The sequence below is a fragment of the Variovorax sp. dw_954 genome, from assembly GCF_018449755.1.
Classification (GTDB): domain Bacteria; phylum Pseudomonadota; class Gammaproteobacteria; order Burkholderiales; family Burkholderiaceae_C; genus Variovorax.
This window is the reverse complement of record NZ_JAAVVD010000016.1, coordinates 155790-178582: the sequence shown is the minus strand read 5'-3', so window position 1 is coordinate 178582 and position 22793 is coordinate 155790. Positions and strand designations below refer to the sequence as shown.

At 66.4% G+C, this 22793-nt stretch carries 19 protein-coding genes and 1 pseudogene; 11 read left to right on the top strand and 9 right to left on the bottom strand.

What is annotated here, in order from left to right; genetic code table 11:
* The first annotated feature begins 113 nt into the window (after positions 1-113).
* Positions 114-665, top strand: a complete 552-nt coding sequence (locus HB681_RS23575; RefSeq protein WP_213957293.1) for a polymer-forming cytoskeletal protein — start codon at positions 114-116, stop codon at positions 663-665.
* Between the two features lie 56 nt (positions 666-721).
* On the opposite strand, the gene HB681_RS23570 is transcribed toward HB681_RS23575, so the two are convergent.
* Positions 722-1492: a DUF72 domain-containing protein gene (locus HB681_RS23570; RefSeq protein WP_213957292.1), complete on the bottom strand. Its 771-nt coding sequence runs from the start codon at positions 1490-1492 to the stop codon at positions 722-724.
* A 167-nt stretch (positions 1493-1659) separates the two neighbouring features.
* Between HB681_RS23570 and HB681_RS23565 the strand changes: the two genes are divergently transcribed.
* Positions 1660-3156 (top strand): M20 family metallopeptidase, encoded by a 1497-nt coding sequence (locus HB681_RS23565; RefSeq protein ID WP_213957291.1) that lies wholly within the window; start codon positions 1660-1662, stop codon positions 3154-3156.
* Positions 3157-3161: 5 nt separating this feature from the next.
* Positions 3162-4028, top strand: coding sequence for an alpha/beta hydrolase (locus HB681_RS23560; protein WP_213957290.1), 867 nt, complete (start codon positions 3162-3164; stop codon positions 4026-4028).
* A gap of 12 nt (positions 4029-4040) precedes the next feature.
* Here the strand turns inward: HB681_RS23560 and HB681_RS23555 are convergent.
* The 4 genes and pseudogenes from HB681_RS23555 to HB681_RS23540 all read right to left on the bottom strand — a co-directional run bounded on the left by HB681_RS23555 (position 4041) and on the right by HB681_RS23540 (position 7950).
* A pseudogene (locus tag HB681_RS23555) lies at positions 4041-5215 on the bottom strand (MFS transporter).
* Positions 5216-5322: 107 nt separating this feature from the next.
* On the bottom strand, positions 5323-5802 hold the full coding sequence (locus tag HB681_RS23550) for a YidB family protein (RefSeq protein WP_213957289.1): 480 nt from the start codon (positions 5800-5802) through the stop codon (positions 5323-5325).
* A 322-nt stretch (positions 5803-6124) separates the two neighbouring features.
* The gene (locus HB681_RS23545) at positions 6125-6847 is read right to left on the bottom strand and encodes a 16S rRNA (uracil(1498)-N(3))-methyltransferase (protein ID WP_213957288.1); all 723 of its coding nucleotides are present in this window, start codon (positions 6845-6847) and stop codon (positions 6125-6127) included.
* A gap of 11 nt (positions 6848-6858) precedes the next feature.
* Positions 6859-7950, bottom strand: a complete 1092-nt coding sequence (locus tag HB681_RS23540; protein WP_213957287.1) for a phosphotransferase — start codon at positions 7948-7950, stop codon at positions 6859-6861.
* Between the two features lie 188 nt (positions 7951-8138).
* On the opposite strand from HB681_RS23540, the gene lptD reads away from it, so the two are divergent.
* The 3 genes from lptD to rsmA are packed head-to-tail and all read left to right on the top strand — an operon-like array spanning position 8139 to position 12762.
* Entirely contained in the window at positions 8139-10541 is a 2403-nt protein-coding gene (lptD, locus tag HB681_RS23535; RefSeq protein ID WP_345944731.1) for an LPS assembly protein LptD, read from the top strand.
* 11 nt (positions 10542-10552) lie between these two features.
* The gene (locus tag HB681_RS23530; protein WP_213957286.1) at positions 10553-12001 is read left to right on the top strand and encodes a peptidylprolyl isomerase; all 1449 of its coding nucleotides are present in this window, start codon (positions 10553-10555) and stop codon (positions 11999-12001) included.
* Positions 11998-12762: a 16S rRNA (adenine(1518)-N(6)/adenine(1519)-N(6))-dimethyltransferase RsmA gene (rsmA, locus tag HB681_RS23525; RefSeq protein ID WP_213957285.1), complete on the top strand. Its 765-nt coding sequence runs from the start codon at positions 11998-12000 to the stop codon at positions 12760-12762. The genes HB681_RS23530 and rsmA overlap by 4 nt, the downstream gene beginning before the upstream one ends.
* 131 nt (positions 12763-12893) lie before the next feature.
* Here rsmA and HB681_RS38290 read toward each other — a convergent pair whose 3' ends face one another.
* From HB681_RS38290 to HB681_RS23505, 4 genes are all read right to left on the bottom strand, one after another.
* The gene (locus HB681_RS38290; RefSeq protein ID WP_256735072.1) at positions 12894-13028 is read right to left on the bottom strand and encodes a hypothetical protein; all 135 of its coding nucleotides are present in this window, start codon (positions 13026-13028) and stop codon (positions 12894-12896) included.
* A 59-nt stretch (positions 13029-13087) separates the two neighbouring features.
* Complete coding sequence (locus HB681_RS23515; protein ID WP_256354240.1) at positions 13088-13522, bottom strand: barstar family protein; 435 nt, start codon at positions 13520-13522, stop codon at positions 13088-13090.
* 44 nt (positions 13523-13566) lie between these two features.
* Entirely contained in the window at positions 13567-13980 is a 414-nt protein-coding gene (locus HB681_RS23510; RefSeq protein ID WP_213957282.1) for a ribonuclease domain-containing protein, read from the bottom strand.
* Positions 13981-14162: 182 nt separating this feature from the next.
* The gene (locus tag HB681_RS23505) at positions 14163-16508 is read right to left on the bottom strand and encodes an NADP-dependent malic enzyme (RefSeq protein ID WP_213957281.1); all 2346 of its coding nucleotides are present in this window, start codon (positions 16506-16508) and stop codon (positions 14163-14165) included.
* A 209-nt stretch (positions 16509-16717) separates the two neighbouring features.
* On the opposite strand from HB681_RS23505, the gene HB681_RS23500 reads away from it, so the two are divergent.
* From HB681_RS23500 to HB681_RS23480, 5 genes are read left to right on the top strand one after another with little or no spacing between them, the layout of a single operon-like run.
* The gene (locus HB681_RS23500) at positions 16718-17770 is read left to right on the top strand and encodes an SPFH domain-containing protein (protein WP_213957280.1); all 1053 of its coding nucleotides are present in this window, start codon (positions 16718-16720) and stop codon (positions 17768-17770) included.
* A gap of 3 nt (positions 17771-17773) precedes the next feature.
* Positions 17774-19249: a DUF4178 domain-containing protein gene (locus tag HB681_RS23495; protein ID WP_213957279.1), complete on the top strand. Its 1476-nt coding sequence runs from the start codon at positions 17774-17776 to the stop codon at positions 19247-19249.
* A 24-nt stretch (positions 19250-19273) separates the two neighbouring features.
* The gene (locus HB681_RS23490; protein ID WP_213957278.1) at positions 19274-19492 is read left to right on the top strand and encodes a DUF350 domain-containing protein; all 219 of its coding nucleotides are present in this window, start codon (positions 19274-19276) and stop codon (positions 19490-19492) included.
* A 13-nt stretch (positions 19493-19505) separates the two neighbouring features.
* Positions 19506-21077 carry a polyamine aminopropyltransferase gene (locus HB681_RS23485; RefSeq protein ID WP_345944730.1) on the top strand — a complete coding sequence of 524 codons (1572 nt, stop codon included), beginning with the start codon at positions 19506-19508 and terminating at the stop codon, positions 21075-21077.
* Positions 21078-21132: 55 nt separating this feature from the next.
* Positions 21133-22722, top strand: coding sequence for an FAD-dependent oxidoreductase (locus HB681_RS23480; protein WP_213957277.1), 1590 nt, complete (start codon positions 21133-21135; stop codon positions 22720-22722).
* Positions 22723-22793 lie beyond the last annotated feature (71 nt).

Sequence of the window (22793 nt, the reverse complement as noted above, 5' to 3'; positions counted from 1 at the left end):
TAGTTCAAGGGGAGTTCGACAAGTAACGTTTTTGGTTACGCATCTTTCCCAATGAAGTACTGACGTGCGGAAGTGCGTTCTTACGATACATGACTTTTCCAGGAGCTACACCTTTGGCCACTCAGTCCCCCTTCTTCGGCAAGCGCACCAGCGATACCGACTCTCTCCCTTCCCGCCCGGCTCCGCTGGTGGGTTCGCCAACCAACCTGTCAGGCTCCCCCGTGAACCAGGCTTCGCTCGTCAATGCACAAGTCGCCAATGCCGTAGCTCCTCCGGTCAAGGAAGGCGGCAGCAAGCTCACCGTCGGCCCGAACATCAAGCTCAAGGGCGTCGAGATCACCGATTGCGACACGCTCGTGGTGGAAGGCCTGGTCGAGGCGACGATGGAATCGCGCGTGATGCAGATCGCCGAGCAGGGCGCCTACAAGGGCTCCGCCGAGATCGACATCGCCGAGATCCATGGCACCTTCGACGGCAACCTCACCGTGCGCGAGCGCCTGGTCATCCACTCGACGGGCAAGGTCACGGGCAAGATCCGCTACGGCAAGATCGTCATCGAGGAAGGCGGCCAGCTGTCGGGCGAGATCACCTTCGGCACGAGCGGGAAGAGCGAAAGCAAGCCGCCCGTCGTCGAAAGCAAGCCTGCCCTGCAGGCGGCGGCCTAGGCTTTTCAACGTCCCCGGGGCAGGGGCCGCGCGAGGCCTGCCTCCCAACGGGGATCTCAGGAGGGCGCCCAGCCCAGGCGTTCCAGCAACGCAGCTGCTGCGGCGGGCGCACGCTCCTTGGCGCCGTTGATCATGAAGACGAACACGTCCCGCTTCACGGGTAAGGTCGTCCATCCCTTCGCGCGCGTCGCCCACGCATCGAGGGCCTCCGGCGCATAGCCCGTGGGCAGGTCGGCGGCGCACATCATCAGGCGCGAATAGGCGAAGTCGCCCTCGGGTTCATCGAACGACGGAAACTTGTCCGAGTCGGTGAACACCGTCGACACCTTGTACTTCTTCGCAAGCTTCTGGTAGTCGGGCGAGATGAAGCTCTCGTGTCGCACATCCATCACGTGGCGCAGTGCGCGGCTGCCCTCCTTCTTCGGCAACAAGGACAGGAAGGCCTCGAAGTCTTCCGCATCGAACTGCTTGGTCGGCATGAATTGCCAGACGATGGGGCCGAGCTTGTCGCCCAGTTCGACGATGCCGCTGCCGACGAATCGCGCGATCGAATCGCCCGCATCGGCCAGCACTTTCCGGTTGGTTGCGAAGCGCGAGGCCTTGAGTGAAAACACGAAGTCGTCGGGCGTCTCGTCGTGCCACTTGCGAAAGCTCTCGGGCTTCATCGTGCTGTAGTAGGTGCCGTTGACCTCGATGGCGGTGAGGTGCCGGCTCGCGTACTGCAATTCGAGCTTTTGCGACAGGCCCTTGGGATAGAAGTTGTCGCGCCAGGGTTCGAAGGTCCAACCGCCGATGCCGACGCGGACGGGGTGCTTGGAAGCGGCCATGAATGCGGATTTCCATTGAACGCAGAAGTCGCAAAGGTTACGCAGAAGTCGCAAAAGAAGACATCGATTTTTTGGTTCGCGACCTCTGGGTTCGGCACCAGTTCCCGCTTTCAAGCGCATGTGATCCAGCGCAAAATCGCGCATTGCCCCGTTGGAGTACCTCCCTGATGAACGCCCCCCTGCACCGTGAAATTCCAGCCGGCCAGCTCGACGCAGAGCGCGCCCTGTCCGATGTCTCTTCCCAGTGGGACGGCGACATCGTCAAGCAACTCACCAGCTACATCGAGATCCCGGCCAAGTCGCCCGGCTTCGACGAGCAGTGGTCGACCAACGGCTACCTGGAGACCGTGCTGCGCAATGCCGCGAAGTGGGTCGAAGAGCAGAAGGTCGAGGGCCTGAAGCTGGAGATCGTGCGCCTCGAAGGCCGCACGCCGGTGATGTTCTTCGAGGTACCCGCCACCGGCACGACGATGACGGACACCGTGCTCATGTACGGCCATCTCGACAAGCAGCCCGAGTTCAGCGGCTGGCGCAACGATCTCGGCCCCTGGACGCCGAAGTACGAAGACGGCCTGCTGTATGGCCGCGGCGGCGCCGACGACGGCTACGCGGTCTATGCCAGCGTGGCTGCCATCCAGGCGCTCAAGGCGCAGGGCGCGGCCCATCCGCGCATCGTCGGCCTCATCGAAACCTGCGAGGAAAGCGGGTCCTACGACTTGCTGCCCTACGTCGATGCCTTGCGACCGCGGCTTGGCGAGGTGGCGCTGGTGATCTGCCTCGACTCCGGCGCCGGCAACTACGACCAGCTTTGGCTCACCACCTCGTTGCGCGGCATGGCCAGCGGCACGCTCAAGGTCGAGGTGCTGACCGAAGGCATCCATTCCGGCGATGCATCGGGGCTGGTGCCGTCGAGCTTCCGCATCATGCGCCAGGTGCTCGACCGGCTGGAGGACAGCAAGACCGGCCGCCTGCTGCCCGCCAGCTTTCATTGCGAAGTGCCGGCCGACCGGCTGGCGCAGGCCAAGGCCACGGCCGCCATCCTCGGCGAGGAGGTCTACAAGCGCTTCCCATGGGCCCACTACGACTGCGAAGGCGCAACGGCCTTTGCGTTGCCCACCACGACCGACCCGGTCGAGGCGCTGCTGAACCGCACCTGGAAGCCGACGCTGAGCGTCACCGGCGCCGAAGGCTTTCCCGCGCTCAAGGACGCCGGCAACGTGCTGCGCCCCTACACCGCGTTCAAGCTGTCGCTGCGACTGCCGCCGCTGGTCCAGGCCGACGAGGCCGTGCAGCAACTCAAGGAATTGCTGGAAGACAACGCGCCCTACAAGGCCCGCGTGACCTTCGAAGGCGGCGGCGGCGCCACCGGCTGGAACGCACCGACGATCACGCCGTGGTTCGAGCAGGCGCTGCATGCCGCCAGCCGGGCGCACTTCGGCGCGCCTTGCGGCTTCATCGGCCAGGGCGGCACCATTCCGCTGATGAACATGCTGACCAAGGGCTTCCCCACGGCGCAGATGATGGTCTGCGGCGTGCTCGGCCCCAAGAGCAACGCACACGGGCCCAACGAGTTCCTGAACGTGCCCTATGCCAAGAAGCTCACGGCCGCGGTGTCGGAGGTGATCGCCGCACTGCCGGTGTCTCACGCGGTGGCCACGGCTTGAACCAGATGCTCGCCCCCGCGGAAGTCGAGGCCATCGCCGCCCAGGCGGACGGCCTCACCTTGCGACGTCCTGACGGCGAGACGCTCGCGCTGCGCGAGTGGACGGTCGAAGGCGCCTCGCCGCGCGCGGTCGTGCAGATCACGCACGGGCTGGGTGAACACATGGACCGCTACGACCACGTGGCGCAACGCCTCAACAGCTGGGGTTTCGACGTGCGCGCGCACGACCACTACGGGCACGGCAGGTCGAGCGGTCCGCGCGGCGGATTGCCGAGCACGATGCGCCTGATCGACGATCTGGCCGCGGTGGTCGACGAGACGCGCCGCGTCTATCCCGACACGCCCTTGATCCTGCTGGGCCACAGCATGGGCGGCCTGGTCGCCGCGAGCTTCGTCGCGCGCGAGGTGCGGCCGGTCGAGGCGCTGGTCATGTCATCCCCCGCGTTCGACCCGGGCCTCGATGCCATGCAGAAAATGTTGCTGGCCGTGCTGCCACGCATCGCGCCGAACCTGCGCGTCGGCAACGGCATCAACGTCGAGCACATCTCGCATGACCCGGCCGTCGTGCAGGCCTACCGCAACGACCCGCTGAACCACGACCGCATCTGCGGTCGCCTGGCGAGTTTCCTGGCGGAGGAAGGCGCGGTGGTGCAATCCGTGGCGCGGCACTGGCGGGTGCCGACCCTGCTGCTCTATGCCGGGGCCGACAAGATCGTGCGGCCCAGTGCGAGCAAGGCGTTTGCGCGCGCATCGCCGCAGGACGGCATCGTCGCCGCGACCTGCTTCGACGGGCTGTTCCACGAGATCTTCAACGAGATGAATGCGAAGGCCGTGTTCGCGACCTTGCGCAGCTGGCTCGACAAGCATTGTTGAGCCAGCGGTTCCTCAAGTCGCAAGCCGAGCCGCCCGCCGCTGCGTCAAGGCCAGCCACAGCAGCGCCGCCACGGTCAGGGCCACCGGAAGCAGGGAGCCCAGGTTCAGCAGCCGCCAGCCTTGCGTCGTCACCAGCACGCCCGAGGCGAACGAGGTCACCGCCAGCGTCGCGAACATGCAGAAGTTGAGGGCGCCCTGGGCCCGGTCCCTTTCCTCCGGCGTGTAGGTGCTCAGGGACAAGGTCGTGGCGCCGGTGAAGAGGAAGTTCCAGCCCACCCTCAGCATCGTCAAGGCGAAGATGAACTGGTGCAGGTCCACGCCGGACAGCGCCACCGCGATGCAGCCGAGGTTCAGCAGCAAGCCCACGCCCATCACCGGCAAGGTGCCGAAGCGGCGGATCAGATGGCCCGTGAAGAAGCCTGGCGCGAACATGCCGATGACGTGCCACTCGAGCACGAGGGCGATGTCGGGGAACGGCAGGCTGCAGACCTGCATCGCGATCGGCGTGGCGGCCATCAGCAGGTTCATCACGCCGTAGCCCAGCGACCCTGCCACTGCCGCCACGAGGAAGGCCGGCTGCCGCATGATCGCGCCGAGCGGCCGGCCGCTCGCGGCCTGTTGCCGGCTGAGCGGCGGCGGAAACGCGATGAAGCGCAGCACCGCCATCGACACCAGCGCCACCACTGCAAGCGCGAGGTAAGCGCCGACGAACGGCACATCGAAGAGGCCGCGCGTCGCCGCAGCCAGGTTCGGCCCGATGACTGCGCCGATGAGGCCGCCGGCCATCACCAGCGACACGGCCTTCTCGCGCCACGCCGGCGCCGCGATCTCCGCCGCGGCAAACCGGTACAGGCCCGCGTTGGCGTTGTAGTAGCCGGCCACCAGCGTGGCGAAGCACAGCAGCCAGAAGTGCTTGCCGTAAGCCGCGTAGGCGCAAAGGAGGGCGGAGCAGAAAGCCACCGCCAGTCCAAGCTGGAACGACCCGCCCCGGCCGAAGCGGCGCTGCGAGCGCGCCACCAGCCCGGTGCTGAGCGCGCCGCCGACCACATAGCCCATGACCGGCAAGGTCGCCATCCATCCTCTTGGCGCGAGGCTCAGGCCGACCAGCCGTTGATGGCGATGAAGGTGACGTTGTTGGTGAGAAACAGCCCTTGGCAGATCGCCAGCAGCCAGAGGTTCTTGTTCATGAAGGCATTGTGCTGGGCGGCCTGATGCGTTTCGGGCGACGCCTCGCATCGGGGCCAAAGAAAAAGGCGCCTGGTGAGGCGCCTTTGATGCCGGGCTGGGCGGTGGCCTAGCCCTTTTGCAGAAGGCCGCTGAGCGACGACAGCAGGTCGTCGTGATTGCCCAGGCCCTGCTCCGGAACCTTGCCGTGCGGCGTGAGCTGGTCGATCAGCGAGGGAAGCAGGGTCGCGAGCATCGGCAGCAGCGTCGTGGCATCGATGCCCAGCTTGCCGGCGATGCCTGAAATGGCGTCGCCGCCGAGCACTTGGCCCAGCTGGTTGCCGGAGATCGGGGCGTTGTCGCCCTTGCCGATCCACGAGCCGATCACGTCGCCCATGCCGGCCTGCTCGAACTTCGAGACCAGCCCGCCCAGGCCGCCCGCCGTCCCGTTGTTGGCCAGCAGGCCGCCGAGTGCGCCGGCGATCCCGCCAAGATCGCCTCCCCCGAGGCCCGCAAGACCGCCAAGGCCTCCAAGACCGCCTTGTTGTTGAGGCTGGCCCTGACCGACCGAGCCTAGAACCTGACCGAGTACCGAATCCAGCAAGCCCATGGTGTTCCTCCGTTGTGCGCACGCAGGCGCGCTTGATGTGTGACAGCCTCACATTGTTGATGGTCGCGCTTCGCAAACGGCAGCGGGGCTGCCGCAATCGAAGGCTCAGTGTGAAGGACTGCCTCAAAACCGCCGTGCTGATCACGCGCAGGGAGACGCTGACCAAGTCCTCCGGGGACCGCGCATCCTCGGCGCGCGCCCTTGCGGGAACCTGATCAAAGTCTCCCTTGCGCCGAAAGGCGGGCGACCGGGGGAATTCTGCGCGCCCGCCCCGCGCCTGTCACGTCTGTCCCCTTGCGCAGCGCGGGATAGCGTCCCGGTCTCAGCTCCCGAGGGATACCAGCGCTGCGATGGCCGCGGTCTCGGCGCGCAAGACCCGCGTGCCCAGCGTGAGCGGCAGGAATCCGCGTCGCAATGCGTCCTGCTCCTCGGAGGGGCTCAAGCCGCCCTCGGGCCCACTGAGCACCGTGAAGCTGCCCGCCGCTTCCGACCGGAAAGCGCCGGTGCTGCGCGCGCCGGCTGCAAAGCTCAGGATGCCGCGACGCTCGCCCGCGCCCGGTGCGGGCAAGGCGGCGAGCCAGTCGGCCAGCGGGCGGATTGGCAAGACCTGTGGCACACGATTGCGACCGCACTGCTCGCAGGCCGCCACGGCCACGGCCTGCCAGTGCGCCACCTTCTTGTCGGCGCGCTCGCCGGCCAGGCGCAGCACGCCATGCGCCGTCATCAGTGGCTGGATGCTCGCCACGCCGAGTTCGGTGGCTTTCTCGACCAGCCAGTCCATGCGCTCGTTGGCCGGCATGCCCAGCGCTAGATGCACCGGGCGCGACGCTTCCCGTTCGACCGGATCGTGCGCGCCGACATTCACCGAGACATCGCTGCGGCCCATGCGCTCGATGGTGGCCAGGTATTCGCCACCGGCGCCATCGAAAAGCGTGATCTCGTCGCCCGGCTGCAATCGCAGCACCTGCACATGCCGCGCCGCGCCGGGCGGCAGCACCAGCGTGTCGCCGCTCGAAAGCCGGACGGAGCAGTGGAAGCGCGGCATGGTGGCGTCGGTCAGACGCGCGGAATCGCGAACCCGATGGAATCGGTCGTGCCTTCGACCTCGTCGATCACGCGCAGCAGCGGCGTGAGCTGGCTGTAGCGCGCGCAGGTCGTGCGGATGTAGCGGATGAAGCGCGGCGTGTCGGCGAGGTAGCGGGCCTTGCCGTCGCGCAGCGTCAGTCGTGCAAAGATCCCGGCCACCTTCAGATGGCGCTGCAAGCCCATCCACTCGACCGCACGGTAGAAGCTGCCGAAGTCCTCCTCGACCGGCAACCCGGCCTTGCGCGCGGCTTCCCAGTAGCGCACGGTCACGTCGAGCACGAATTCCTCGTCCCAGCTCAGGAAGGCGTCGCGCATCAGGCAGGCGATGTCGTAGGTGATGGGGCCGTATACGGCGTCCTGGAAGTCGAGCACGCCGAGTTGCTTGTCGCCAGGGTCAATCATCAGGTTGCGCGGCATGAAGTCGCGGTGCACATACACGTTGGCCGACGCGAGATTGGTCTCGACGATGATCTTGAAGGCGCGTTCGAGCCGCTCCTTCAACATGCCCTCGACCGCCACGCCACGGTGCGCACCCAGGTACCACTGCGGGAACAGCGAGAGTTCGCGCTCCAGCAGCGCCTTGTCATAGGGAGGCAGCACGCCCGGCTTCGACGCGAGTTGCCATCGGATCAATGCGTCGATCGCCTGCAGGTAGTGCGGCAGGTTGGCCTCGGGCCGATCGGCGTCGATCACGTCGAGCATCGTCTGCCGGCCGAGGTCGTCGAGCAGCAGGAAGCCATCGGCCTGGTTCCAGTCGAGCACGCGCGGCGCCTTCACGCCGGCGCCGGCCATCAGCCCGGCCACCTGGACAAAGGGTGCGCTGTTTTCCAGTGCGGGCGGCGCATCCATCACGATGCGCGTGCCGATCGCGGCATCGACGCTGTCGACGCGGAAGTAGCGGCGGAAGCTGGCATCGGCCGAGGCCAGCTGCACGGTTTCGGGTCGCAGTCCCTGGGCCGGTGCGATGGCCGCAAGCCATCGTTCAAATGCAGATGCGCGGGCGGGGTCGCTCCACGCGATGGCCCGGTCGGCGCCGTTGGGCGTTGGCGAAGGTACTGTCATGGATAATCGATTCTACAAATCCGCCTGGCGCGGACGGCCGCCGGCAGCCTTGCGACTCGGCTTCGGGCCGAACCTTGCCAATCCCGACCGGCCCCCTCTGCCTCCATTGCCCGACGCCCTTGCCTGTGCCGACGCCTGACCTGACCCGTGCCATCCAGCGCCGGTGCCGACCCCCGCTTCCGTTGGCCGTGCTTTCGCTCGCGCTGTTGCACGCGCACGGTGCGGCCGCGCAAGCGATCGACCTGGCGGGACCGCTCACGCTCAAGCGAACGCCGCAGTTGCAGGAAACTGTGCCGCAGCCCTTGCGCGGCGACCAGACGAGCTTCATCACCGGCGAGCAGATCTCGGGACAGCCTGACCTGCAAACCGTGGTCACTGGCAATGCGCAGCTGCGCCGCGGCGACACCGTGATCAACGCCGACAAGCTCTCCTACGACCAGCCCACCGACCTGGCCAAGGCCGCCGGCCACGTGCGCGTGAACCAGGCCGGCAACGAGTACTCGGGGCCGGACCTCGAGCTCAAGGTCGAGAGCTTCGAAGGCTTCTTCAACAACGTGCGCTATCGCTTCCTGGCCACCGGCGGCCATGGCGACGCGCAGCGCATCGATTTCGTCGACGCGGCCCGCTCGGTCGCACGGGAAGCCACCTACACCACCTGCCGGCGCGAGGACTATCCGGGCTGGATGCCGGCCTGGATGCTGAGCGCGACCACGCTGCATACCGACACCGAGGAAAACGTCGGCGTCGCGGAAAACGCGCAACTGTCCTTCATGGGCATCAGCACGCCGCCGTTTCCGAGCCTGAGCTTTCCGCTCAACAGCAACCGCAAGACCGGCCTGCTGCCGCCGACGATCGGCGTGGACAACGTCAATGGCATCGAGATCACCCAGCCCTGGTACTGGAACCTCGCACCCAACCGGGACCTGACCCTCACGCCCACGCTGATGAGCAAGCGCGGCATCGACCTCAGCACCGACTTCCGCTACCTCGAAAAGGGCTACAACGGCGAGGCACGCGTGGACTACATGCCGAGCGACGTCTTGCGCGGTCGCGATCGCTGGGGCATCTGGTCCTCGCACACGCAAACCTTCGATGCGAAGGCCCTCGGGCTCAGCAGCTTCAGCGGCTCGCTCAACATCAACCGCGTGAGCGACGACGACTACTGGCGCGACTTCTCGCGCACCCCTTCGCTCACGCAGCGCCTGCTGGCAAGCGACGGCACGCTCAACTGGAGCAAGGGCGACTGGAGCGGCCAGGCGCGTGCGTTGTACTACCAGACGCTGCAGGACAGCACGACGTCCGCGACCATCATCCCGCCGTACAACCGCATGCCGCAGGTCACTGCCGACTACAACAAGTACGACTGGAACGGCTTCGACATCTCGCTCAACAACGACTACACGCGCTTCGATGGCGACCCGGCTCTGCAATCCCGCCAGTTCGCATCCGGGGCCTTGCTCACCCAGCCGAACGCCGAACGGGTGTACTCGCAGGCAACCATCAGCCGTCCGTTCCTGACGCCTGGCAGCTTCGTCGTTCCTAAACTCCAGCTGCATGCGCGAGCCTATTCGTTCGATGATCCGCTCGAGGTGCGGTCCGACGCGCAGGCCTACGGAAAATTGAATGGAGTCTCGTCTGCCAACGTGACGGTGCCGACTTTCAGTCTCGATGGCGGACTGGTCTTCGAGCGCGACACCAGCTTCTTCGGCCGCTCGCTGGTCCAGACGCTGGAGCCGCGCGCGTTCTACGTCTACACGCCCTATCGCGACCAGAGCGCGATCCCGGTCTACGACACAGCAGCGAACGACTTCAATTTCGCCACCGTCTACACCGAGAACGCGTTTTCAGGCAACGACCGCATCGCCGACAACAACCTGCTCACGCTGGGCGTGACCTCGCGCCTGATCGATCCCGACACGGGCGCGGAAGCCGCACGCTTCGGCATTGCGCAGCGTTTGCGATTCAGCGATCAGAAGGTGCAACTCCCGGGCGTTCCGACGGTCGACAAGGGCGTGGGCGACGTGCTGATGGGCGCGCAGATCAACTGGACGCCGAAGTGGAGCCTGGACACCACCATCCAGTACAACCCCGATAGCCACATATCGACCCGCAACACGCTGAGCCTGCGCTACAGCCCGGGCCCGTACCGCACCATCAGCGCGGCCTACCGCTACCAGGCCGACTCGACCCCCGGCGCGGGCGACGGCAACAAGTCGCTCGACATCGGCTGGCAATGGCCGCTCAATGACCTCTGGGGCACGAAGGACGAGAATCTGGGGCCGGGACGCGGGCTCGGCGGCGGACGCTGGTTTGCCGTCGGTCGGCTCAACTACAGCCTGATCGATCGCCAGATGACCGACGGCATCATCGGCCTCGAGTACGACGGCTGCTGCTACATCGGGCGTGTCGTGCTGGAAAGGCTTACGACTGGTCAGGTCACCGCGAATACGCGCATCATGTTCCAGATCGAATTCGTGGGCTTCACCAGCGTCGGCACCAGCCCGATGCGCACCCTGCAGACGAATATTCCGCGCTACACACCGCTGCGCCAGCCGGTCACCGGCCCCAGCCGTTACACAAATTACGATTGAGCATCCCAGTCATGAAACACCTTCGCTCCACCCTCACGCTGGCCGTTGCCACGGCACTCGCCATGGCGGCTGGCGCGCAGGCGCAAGGCCTCCGTCCCGCCACCACGAGCAACGGCTCTCCCGCGGGCACGCCCAGCCGCGGCATCACGGACATCATGAAGGCGCCCCAGAGCTTCGTCGTGCCCCCGGCGCAGACGCCGCGTGCGCCCGCGGCCCCGGCGGTGCAGCGCTCGGCCGAATACATCGTCGCGCTGGTCAATTCGGAACCCATCACCAACTCCGACGTGCAGGCGCGCGTGGAGCGCATCATCGAGCAGAACCCCAACGAAGCCGGCAAGATGCCGCGGGCGCAATTGAACTCGATGGTGCTGGAGCGTCTGATCAGCGAGCGCGCCCAATTGCACCTCGCCAAGGAACAGGGCATCAAGGTCGACGATGCCGCAGTCGACCAGGCCGAACAGATTGTCGCGCGCCAGAACCAGCTCAGTGTCGAGGAGTTGCGCCGGCGCGTGGCGGCCGATGGCATCTCGCAAGCGGATTTCCGGCGCGACCTGCGCAACCAGCTGACGCTGACCCGCCTGCGTGAGCGCGAGGTCGATCCCAAGGTCAAGGTCAGCGACCTCGAGGTCGACCAGTTCCTGCGCGACCAGCGCTCGGCGCCCAACGCCGCATTGCCGTTCGACATCAACCTGGCGCAGATCCTCGTGGCCGTGCCCGAAGGCGCGACCGAGGCCCAGGCTGCCCCGTTCGAGCAAAAGGCGCAGGCCATCGCCAAACGCGTGCGCGCCGGCGAAGACTTCGCGAAGCTGGCGCGCGAGTTGTCCGACGCGCCCGACAAGATCGCCGGCGGTGCGATCGGCTTGCGCAGCGCGGACCGCTATCCGCAGCTGTTCCGGGAAGCGGTCGAGACCACCGCGGTCAACGGCATTGCCGGGCCGGTGCGCTCGCCGGCCGGGTTCCATGTGCTCAAGGTGCTCGCCAGGTCACAGCCGGGCGCCGCCGATGCAACCGTCACGCAGACCCAGGTGCGCCACATCCTGCTGCGCACCGACGCCAAGATGAGCACCGAGCAGGCGATGGCCAAGCTCGCCGATTTCAAGCTCCGCATCAAGAACGGCACGGCCGATTTCGCCGGGCTCGCGCGCGACAACTCGCAGGACGGCAGCGCCAAGGACGGTGGCGAACTCGGTTGGTCGCGGTCCGGCCAGTTCGTGCCTGAATTCGAGGAGGCCATGAACCGCCTGTCGCCCGGCGAAGTGAGCGATCCGGTGGTGTCGCGCTTCGGCGTGCACCTGATCCAGGTGGAGGGCCGGCGCGACACCAGGCTGAACCCCGCTGAGCAGCGCGATGCCGCACGCACCGCGCTGCGCGAAAAGAAGCTGGACGAGGCCTTCGACATCTGGGCGCAAGAGGTGCGCGCGCGCGCCTACGTCGAGTTCCGCGAGCCGCCACAGTCTTGAAGCACATTGCGCGCAAGCGCTTCGGACAGCACTTCCTGACCGACGGCGGCATCATCGACGCGATCGTGCTGGCGATCGCGCCACAGCCGGGCGACGCAATGGTGGAGATCGGGCCGGGGCTCGCGGCCCTGACACAACCGCTGGTCGAGCGGCTGGGGCGGCTCACCGTCGTCGAACTGGACCGCGACCTGGCCGCACGGCTGCGCGACCATGCGCAACTGGATGTGATCGAGTCCGACGTGCTGAAGGTCGACTTCGCGGCGCTGGCCGCGCAAAAGGCCCCCGCCGCACTGCGCGTGGTGGGCAACCTCCCCTACAACATCTCGACGCCGATCCTGTTCCACCTGCTCGGCTTCGCGCACCTCATTGCCGACCAGCACTTCATGCTGCAAAAAGAGGTGATCGACCGGATGGTGGCGCGCCCGGCCACCTCCGACTACAGCCGGTTGAGCGTGATGCTCCAGTGGCGCTACGCCATGGAGAACGTGCTGTTCGTGCCGCCGGAGAGCTTCGATCCGCCGCCGCGCGTGGACAGCGCCGTGGTGCGCATGGTGCCTTTGGCCGAGCCGCCCGTCGTCGACGTCGGCCGACTGGGCGAAATCGTGCAGGTCGCTTTCAGCCAGCGGCGCAAGATCCTGCGGCACACGCTGGGCAAGTGGCTGGAGGCGCACCGCTTCGGCGGCGCGTTCGACATCCAGCGGCGCGCGGAGGAAGTGCCTGTGGCGGAGTACGTCGCGCTGGCGCAAGCTGTTGCGCCATAAAAAAGCCCGTCGGATGGACGGGCCTGGATGGCTGGCGGAGCGTCACTGGCCGGCATTGCCGGTCAGTGACTGCGACGACGCATGGATGCAGGGCGCGCCACGACGAATGCGCGACCCACGGCGAACCGCAATCAGGCTGCGGCCAACCAATATCCTGCGTTGAAGGGGCTGCTCATGCGCAGCGCCAGTGGCGAGACATCGACCAACTTGTCGGTCGGCATTTTCTCGGCGTTGGGATCGACCTCGACGGCGATCCCGGAGAGCACGGCTGTGCCCTGCGAAGCCTCGTTCGCCCGTTCTGCTTGGCTGGTGTGTGCAGAACGGGCTACAGAAAAGAATAGAAGCACCTGAACGGTATCTTCCGGTCTCCCCAGTAGTCTGAGGCGTCGCGGAAGATGTCGAGCAGTTGCTCGCGTGCTTCCTTGTCGAACTTGGTGTTGGCCGGAATCTGCTCCAGCACCACCACGAAACCAGGCTGCGGGCCCGATTTGTGCAGCGGGTCTGTCATGCAGTCATACAGCGCATCGAAGTTCTTGCCGACATGCGCCGGAAAGGTGAACTGTTGCGCGATCAGGTCGAGCACGTCCTGCTTGGTCTGGGCGTTGCCCAGGTTGGCGTACAGGAAGTGCTGACCGGCTGCGTGCGCGGCCTCCTGCAGGTCGTTCACGCGGAATGCGCGAATCGACTGCACGATGTTCGGCCGCACGGCACGAAGGGATAAAGTCATCTCCGCTGGTCTTTCAATGGTTGTCGTCGTCATTGCATCCTGGCGCGTCAAGGCGCCCCTCCATTCCAAATCGTCACTCATGGCGTAATGCGCCTGAAACTTGCGTAATGGTCAGCCGTATACCAACAGGCAGACGGTGTGGTTTGTTCGCCGCCGCAAACAATGCGCTTGGCACCGCGATCTCGCGAACCAGGGGTGTCGACCGTGTATTCACGGTAATGGCCTCGCCGTTCCCGCGGCAACTGGCGTTCGCGATTGCCGAACACCGTGCCGTCTTTCTCATGTTTGAAGGGGCCACCACTCAGGATGGCCGCGTATGTTTTCTGCCCTTGTACAGGCAACTCGGTCAACGCGATCGGTCCCGTGTTCGGCTGCTCGCTCCCGGAACCGAACCATTCACGGGCCTGGACTCCGGTGGAAAGCGCCACCAGCAAAAGGCTAGTGAGCGCAAACTTGGAAACAGGAAACGTGAACGGGGCGTGAGCCGCCATGAGGCACCAGGAGGAAAGAGAGAGCGAGACCGAATCCGGGGCCAACTTGGGGTTAACCCGGAAATTCAAGCCCATTAGTGTGCACCAGACGCGCGCGAATAGCAAGCACCTGCCCAAGAAATGAGCAGTGCATGGACGCGCCAGCTTCGAGTGAAAGTTAGCGCACGCTGTCGTTGTATGTCTTAACGCTCGGAGTTTGCATCCGCGACCGTCAGTGCGGTCATGTTGACGATCCGGCGAACGGTGGCGCTCGCGGTGAGGATGTGCACGGGCTTGGCAGCACCCAAAAGCACCGGGCCGATGGCAATATTGCCGCCGGCGGCCGTTTTCAGCAGGTTGTAGGAGATGTTGGCAGCATCGATATTCGGGAAAACGAGCAAGTTGGCATCGCCCGCCAGTGCGCTGTGCGGCATCACCGCAGCGCGTTGTTTGCCGTCCAGAGCGACGTCGCCGTGCATTTCTCCGTCGACTTCGAGCCAGGGCGCCTGCTCGCGCAGCAAGGCCAGCGTCTTGCGCATCTTGATCGCGGTCGGCTGGTTGCTGGTGCCGAAGTTGGAGTGCGACAGCAGCGCCGCCTTGGGCTTCAGGCCGAAGCGCATCATTTCCTCGGCGGCCATGGTGGTGATCTCGGCCAGCTCCTCCGGCGTCGGGTCGTAGTTGACGTGCGTGTCGACCAGGAAGACCTGGCGGTCGGGCAGCAGCAGGCCGTTCATGCACGCGTAGACGGGCACGTCCTGCGGGGTGCTCTCGCAGCCGCCGGCGCGCTTGCCGATGACCTGGTCGATGTAGTGCAGGTGTGTCTGCGTCGTGCCCCAGGTGCCGCAGATCAGGCCGTCCACCTCGCCCTTGTGCAGCAGCATGGAACCGATGAGCGTGAGGCGGCGGCGCATCTCGATCTTGGCGGTCTGGACCGTCTGGCCCATTCGCTCGGTCATGCGGTGATAGGTCTGCCAGAAGTCGCGGTAGCGGTGGTCCTGCTCGACGTTGACGATGTCGTAGTCGAGTTCCTCCTTGAGGCGCAGGCCGAACTTCTCGATGCGTTGCGCGATGATGGTCGGACGGCCGATCAGCGTCGGGCGCGCCAGGCCTTCGTCGACCACGATCTGCACGGCGCGCAGCACGCGCTCTTCCTCGCCCTCGGCAAAGGCCACGCGATTGCGGGTGGCGCGACGGGCCACGTCGAAGATCGGCTTCATCGCGGTGCCCGAGGCGTAGACGAAGCTCTGCAGCTTGTCGCGATAGGCGTCCATGTCCTGGATCGGGCGCGACGCCACGCCGCTGTCTGCGGCCGCCTTGGCCACGGCAGGGGCGATCTTCATCATGAGCCGCGGATCGAAGGGCTTGGGGATGAGGTACTCGGGGCCGAAGCTGAGCTTCTCGCCGGCATAGGCGGCGGCCACGCGTTCACTCTGCTCGGCCTGGGCCAGGTCGGCGATGGCATGCACCGCGGCGATCTCCATCTCGTCGGTGATGGTGGTCGCGCCGCAGTCCAGCGCGCCGCGGAAGATGTACGGGAAGCACAGGACGTTGTTGACCTGGTTCGGGTAGTCGGTGCGGCCGGTGGCCATGATCACGTCGTCGCGCACGGCGTGCGCGTCCTCGGGCGCGATCTCGGGGTTGGGGTTGGCCAGCGCGAAGATCACCGGGCGGGGCGCCATGCTCTTGACCATGTCGGCCTTCAGCACGCCGCCGGCTGACAGTCCGAGGAACACGTCCGCGCCGACGATGACTTCGGACAGCTTGCGCATGTCGGTCTTCTGCATGTACTGGCGCTTGTCGTCGTCCATGAGCTCTTCGCGGCCTTCGTAGACCACGCCGGCCAGGTCGGTGACGAACACGTTCTCGCGCTTCAGCCCGACCTTGAGCAGCAGGTTCAGGCAAGCCAGTGCCGCGGCGCCCGCGCCCGAGGCCACGAGCTTGACCTTGCCGATGTCCTTGCCCGCGACCTTGAGACCGTTGACCATGGCCGCCGCGACCGTGATGGCGGTGCCGTGCTGGTCGTCATGGAACACCGGGATCCTCATGCGCTTGCGCAGTTCGCGCTCGACGTAGAAGCAGTCCGGGGCCTTGATGTCCTCGAGGTTGATGGCGCCAAACGTCGGCTCCAGCGCGGCGATGATCTCGACCAGCTTGACCGGGTCCTTCTCGTCGATCTCGATGTCGAACACGTCGACGCCGGCGAACTTCTTGAACAGCACGCCCTTGCCTTCCATCACCGGCTTGGAAGCCAGCGGGCCGATGTCGCCGAGGCCGAGCACGGCGGTGCCGTTGCTGATGACGCCGACCAGGTTGCCGCGCGAGGTGTACTTGAAGGCGTTGGCCGGGTCCTTGACGATTTCCTCGCAGGGGGCGGCCACGCCGGGCGAGTAGGCCAGCGACAGGTCGCGCTGGTTCGTCATCTGCTTGGTTGCCGCGATGGCGATCTTGCCGGGGACCGGGAACTCGTGGTACTCGAGCGCTGCGCGGCGCAGCTCGGCGCGCTTGTCTTCAGCGCTGGGGGTGGTCGTGGACGCGGGGGAATCGGACATGGACACCTGGCTCCTGCAGTCGCTGGGCACACGCATTCAGCCGTCGGCGACATGGTTTGTTGGGGGCGCGATTGTAGACCTCGGTTTGCAGGCGATACCGCGGCAGGGCGCGGCGCACGGGCATGAAATCAAGGCATGCCGCGATGCCGATGTGGCAATATCCGCGCCGCAGAACCACCTTGCCGACCACCCAGTTGAGGAGCGCGACCATGGCCCTGATGGATTTCATCAAGAAGCAGTTCATCGACATCATCCAGTGGACCGAAACCGGCGACGGCACGCTGGCCTGGCGCTTCCCGATGGCGGACATGGAAATCCAGAACGGTGGGTCGCTCACCGTGCGCGAGTCGCAGGTCGCGGTCTTCGTGAACGAGGGCAAGGTGGCCGACGTGTTCGGCCCCGGCATGTACAAGCTCACGACGCAGACGCTGCCGGTGCTGACCTACCTGAAGAACTGGGACAAGCTGTTCGAGTCCCCGTTCAAGAGCGACGTCTACTTCTTCAGCACGCGCCAGCAGGTCGACCAGAAGTGGGGCACGCCGCAGCCGATCACGGTGCGCGACAAGGACTTCGGCGCGGTGCGCATCCGCGCCTTCGGCAACTACTCGTTCCGCATCGGCGATGCCAGGCTGTTCCATACGGAGATCTCGGGCACGCGCGATGTCTACACCGCGGCCGACCTCGACGGGCAACTGCGCGGGCTGGTACTGCAGAACATCAGCAACGCGATCGCGTCGAGCGGAGTGCCCTTCCTGGACCTGGCGGCCAACCAGATCCAGTTTGCGACGGCGCTGGCCACGCAATTGGTGCCCGAATTCGCCAAGATCGGCATCAAGCTCGAGAACATCACGGTGCAGAACCTGTCGCTTCCCGAGGAGCTGCAGAAGATCCTCGACCAGAAGATCGGCATGGGCATGGTCGGCAACGACATGGCCAAGTTCATGCAGTACCAGACGGCGCAGGCAATTCCGAAGTTCGCGGAAGGCGCGGGCGGCGGTGGCGGCATCGCCGGGGACGCGATGGGGCTGGGCGCCGGCGTGGCGCTCGGGCAGGTGCTGGCGCAGAACCTAGCGCAAGGCTTGAACACGAACAGCAATGCCGCAGCGGCCGGCCCGGCGGTGGCCCAGCCGGTGGTGGCGGTGGTCAGCGCGGCCGATGTGATGACGACGCTGGAGAAGCTCGGGGAGCTCAAGGCCAAGGGCATCCTGACGCAGGAAGAATTCGACGCCAAGAAGGCGGAACTGCTCAAGAAGCTGGTGTAGCGATTGGCTGAGGAAACTCAGCGCGCCTATCGCGCGCCCTGCCCCGGCTGCGGCGCGCCGGTCGAGTTTCGCTCGGCGCAATCGACCTTTGCCGTCTGCCCCTACTGCCAGAGCACGGTGGTCCGGCAGGGCGAGACGCTGGCGCGCATCGGCAAGATGGCCGAGCTGTTCGATGACTTCAGCCCGCTGCAGCTGTTCGCGGCCGGGCGCGTCCGGGACAGGGCGTTCACGCTGGTCGGGCGGCTGCAGTACAGCTATGCGGGCGGGCGCTGGACTGAGTGGATCGCCGCGCTCGACGGCGATCAGACAGGCACGCTGAGCGAGGACAACGGGGCCTTCGTCTTCTCGCTGCCGCTCAACTTGCTGCAGGCCGCGCCGCCGGCCGCCACGTTGCGCGTCGGCGCCACCACCGCGATCAATGGCGAGCGCTACACGGTCGCTTCCAACGAGCAGGTGCAGCTGCTGTCAGCGCAGGGCGAGTTGCCGAAGCTGCCTGAACTGGGCCGACCCTTCGCCGTGGTCGAGCTGCGCAGCGACAAGGGTGCCGTGCTGAGCCTCGACTACGGCTCCGATCCACCCGGCGCCTACCTCGGCCGTGCGGTGCAGCTCGACGACCTGAAGCTCACCGGCCTGCGCGGCGAGTCGGCCAGGGAGGACAAGGGACGCAGCTTCAATTGCCCGAACTGCGGCGCGACGGTCACGGTCAATTTCGAGAGCAGCAAGAGCATCACCTGCCGCAACTGCAGCAGCATCATCGACCTGACGCAGGGCATTGGCGGCGAGCTGAGGCATGCCGAGCAGGACGAGCCGGTGCGCCCGCTGATCGCGCTTGGCACGCTGGGCACGTTGCAGGGCGTTCAGTGGCAGGTGGTCGGCTTCCAGCACCGCATGGGCCATGCGGCCGGCGATGACGAGCACTTCGGCTGGGACGAATACCTGCTGTTCAACAAGAAGCGCGGCTTCAGCTTCCTGGTCGATGCCGAGGACGGCTGGAGCGTGGTCAAGCCGACCACCGGCGCGCCCACCATGGCGCAGAACGGCGCCTCGGCTACCTATCTCGGCAAGCGCTACCTGCAGCAATACGCGTACAACGCCGAGACGACGTATGTGGCGGGCGAGTTCTACTGGAAGGTCGAGCGCGGGCAGACCACCTCCAACCGCGATTTCGCGAGCGGCAACAGCCTGCTGTCGATGGAGCGCTCGCCCAACGAGCTGACCTGGTCGTCCGGCGACAAGATCGACAGCGCAACCGTGGCAACCGCCTTCAAGCTCGACGCGAAGAAGGAAATGTTCAAGCGTGCGGACGCCTCGCCGGTGAGCGCCGCGTCGGGCCTGGGCTGCGGCACCATCATCCTGATCGCGGTGGTGATCATCATCCTCTTGATCATCCTGAGCACCTGCAGCAGTTCGTCGGGTGGCGGCTACCGCAGTTCGGGTGGTTCATCGGGCGGATTCTCGAGTGGCGGTGGGCATAAGTGAAATGACTTTTGACTGGAGGTCCCCATGGGATTTGAATGGCTGAAACCGGGTGTGATCCTCGGCTCGCTCATCTACGCCGTGATCGGTGTCGCGGTGTTCTGGGTCGCGTTCGTGATCATCGACAAGATCACGCCCTACGACCTGTGGCGCGAGATCGTCGAGAAGCAGAACATGGCGCTGGGGCTCGTGGTGGCCGCGATGAGCCTGGGCATCTGCGTGATCGTCGCGGCGGCGATTCATTGACGCTGGCGTTGTCGTGAGCGCCGTGCTTCCGCAAGCGCGGGCCGGCGCCGGCGCGCGGCCGGTCGAGGTCGCGTTGCTGGCGAGCGTGTTCGTCATCGCGGCCTGCGGGCTGGTCTACGAACTGAGCGCGGCCGCGCTGAGTTCGTACCTGCTCGGCGATTCGGTGCTGCAGTTCAGCACGGTCATCGGCACCTACCTGTTCGCGATGGGCGTGGGGTCGTGGCTGTCGCGCTATTTCGAGCGGCAACTGCCTGCGCACTTCCTGCGCATCGAGTTGCTGGTGGCGCTGGTGGGCGGCGCGCTGCCGGCGATCCTGTTCATCGCGAACGCCTGGCTGCCGGGGGCGTTTCGCCTGCTGTTGTACGGGCTGGTGCTGGTGGTCGGCATGCTGGTGGGGCTGGAGATTCCGCTGGTCATGCGCATCCTCAAGCGCAACGTGGCGCTGAAGGACCTGGTGTCGCAAGTGCTGACCTTCGACTACCTGGGCGCGCTGGCGGTGTCGATCGCGTTTCCGCTGCTGCTGGTGCCGCAGCTCGGGATGATCCGCACGGGCCTGCTGTTCGGATTCATGAACGCGGCGGTGGCGGTGTGGGCGCTTTGGCTGTTCCGGCATGAACTGCGGCGCGTGGGCTCGCATGCGGTGGCTTGTGCGCTGACGCTCGCGGTCATCGCCGCGGCCTTCGCCGGCGCCGACCACATCACCACGGTGGCGGAGGACAAGTTCTACCAGGACCGCATCGTGTTCAGCGCCACCTCGCCGTACCAGCGCATCGTGGTGACGCGGGGGCAACTCGGGCATCGACTGTTCCTCAACGGCAACCTGCAGTTCGCGGAGCGCGACGAGTACCGGTATCACGAGGCGCTGGTGCATCCGGCGATGGCTGCGCACGGTGCGCCGAAACGGGTGGCCGTGCTGGGCGGCGGCGACGGCATGGCGGTGCGCGAGATCCTCAAATATCCGTCGGTCGAGCAGGTGACGCTGGTCGAACTCGATCCGAACATGACGAAGCTGTTCACCGAGCACGAGACGCTCGCTGCCCTGAACGGCGGTTCGCTGAAGTCGCCGAAGGTGCGGATCGTGAACACCGACGCGTTCCAGTGGTTGCAGCAGGTGGGTGCGGCAAGCGCGGGGGCCGACGATCTGTTCGATGTGATCGTGGTGGACTTCCCCGATCCGACCAACTTCGCGATCGGCAAGCTCTACACGAATGCCTTCTATGCCTTGCTCGACAAGCGCCTGTCGGCCAGCGGCTATGCGGTGATCCAGACCACCTCGCCGCTGGTTGCGCGCCGGAGTTTCTGGACCGTGGTGACAACCATCGAATCGGTCGGCATGACCGCGACGCCCTACCACGCGCATGTGCCGAGCTTCGGCGAATGGGGCTACATCATCGCGAGCCGGCGGCCCTATCGACTGCCGGACACGCTGCCCGATGGCCTGCAATTCCTGACGCCCGGCACCTTGCCATTGCTGTTCGCCTTTCCGAAGGACATGGCCCGCGTGCCGGCGGAGGTCAATCGGCTGTCCAACCAGGTCCTCGTCACCACCTACGAGCGGGAGTGGGGCAAGGTGGTTGCGCATTGATGAAGGGCACGACGGCAGCGCCCCGGCGAGGCCGGCCCCGCGGTGTTTCACGCCGATGAGACGGCGGACATTTCTTGGCGCGGGTGCAAGTGCGCTGGCGCTCGGCGCTTGCGAATCGCCGGACGCCGGGATCGAAGGTGGCTTCACCGGCATTGACGTGGTGCGCGGGCACGCCTTGCGCGACGGCGCCCTCCACGGCGCAACGCCTTCGCAGACGCGACGTGCCCGTGTCGTGATCGCAGGCGGCGGCGTGGCGGGTCTTGCGGCGGCGCGGGCACTGCGCCTGTCGGGCATCGAAGACTTCGCGCTGCTCGAACTCGAGGACACGGCCGGCGGCAACAGCCGTGGTGGCGCGGTTGGCGGCATCCCCTGCCCGCTTGGTGCGCACTACCTTCCCGTGCCCGGCGATGAGACGCACGAAGTGCAGGACCTGCTCGAGGAACTCGGCCTGCGCCAGCGCGTGGCCGGCCGCTGGCAGTACGACGAACGGCACCTGTGCCACAGCCCGCAGGAGCGCCTCTTCATCGAGGGCGAATGGCAGGACGGCTTGTTGCCGGTGCAAGGCGTCGGCGCGACCGCGCTGGCGCAGTACCGCCTGTTCAGCCAGCGCGTCGACGCGCTGCAGGCGGAGGCTCGCTTCGTCATCCCCACCCTGCGCGCCGCGCTCGCGCCGACCTTGCTGGCGCTGGATGCCTTGCCCTTCGCCGCGTGGCTGGACCGCGAGGGCTTCGACGAACCCCATCTGCGCTGGTACCTCGACTATTGCTGCCGCGACGACTACGGCGCCGGCGCTGCGCATGTCTCGGCATGGGCCGGCATCCACTACTTCGCGAGCCGGCACGGTTTTCATGCGCCGGGCGATGACAACGCGGAGCGCGACGCGGTGCTGACCTGGCCCGAGGGCAATGGCTGGCTCACGCGCCGCATGGCGCAGCCGCTGGGGGACCGCATCCGCAAGGGCCACGTCGTCACGCGCATTGCCGAGACGCGCAGCGGTGTCGAGGTCGATGCCTTCGATACGGCGACGAAAGCGATGGTGCGCTGGCAGGCCGAGCGGTGCATCGTCGCGTTGCCGGTGTTCATCGCTGCGCGTGTGGTCGAGAACCCGCCTGAGGTGCTGCGCAACGCGGCGGCCCACGTGCGCCATGCGCCCTGGCTGGTTGCCAATGTGCATCTTCGCGCCCCGCTGACCGACCGTGCCGGCGCCGCGCCGAGCTGGGACAACGTGGTCTACGGCAGCCGCGGGCTGGGTTATGTCGATGCCCGGCACCAATCGCTGGACCCGACGCCCGGCCCCACTGTGCTGAGCTGGTACCGCCCGCTCGGACCGAGTGCGTACGACAAGGGCGACGGGCGGCGCTTGCTGCTCGACCGGCCCTGGGCGGCATGGCGCGATGAATTGCTGGCCGAACTCTCGGCGCCGCATGCGGATCTGCGCTCCAGGGCGACGCGCATCGACATCACGCGATATGGCCATGCGATGGCCATGCCGGTGCCCGGCCTGCTGGGCCAGCTGGCGTCGCGGGGCCAGGCCCCGGGGCCGGTGACCGCAGGCCGGCTGTCATTCGCGCATGCGGACTGGTCGGGCTACTCGATATTCGAGGAAGCCTTCACGCGGGGGCACATCGCCGGCTCGGCCGCCTGAGCTCCACCTGACGCCACGCGAAGTCGTCGTCCAGCTTAGTCAGTGACATTTGATTGACATTGATCCGGGCT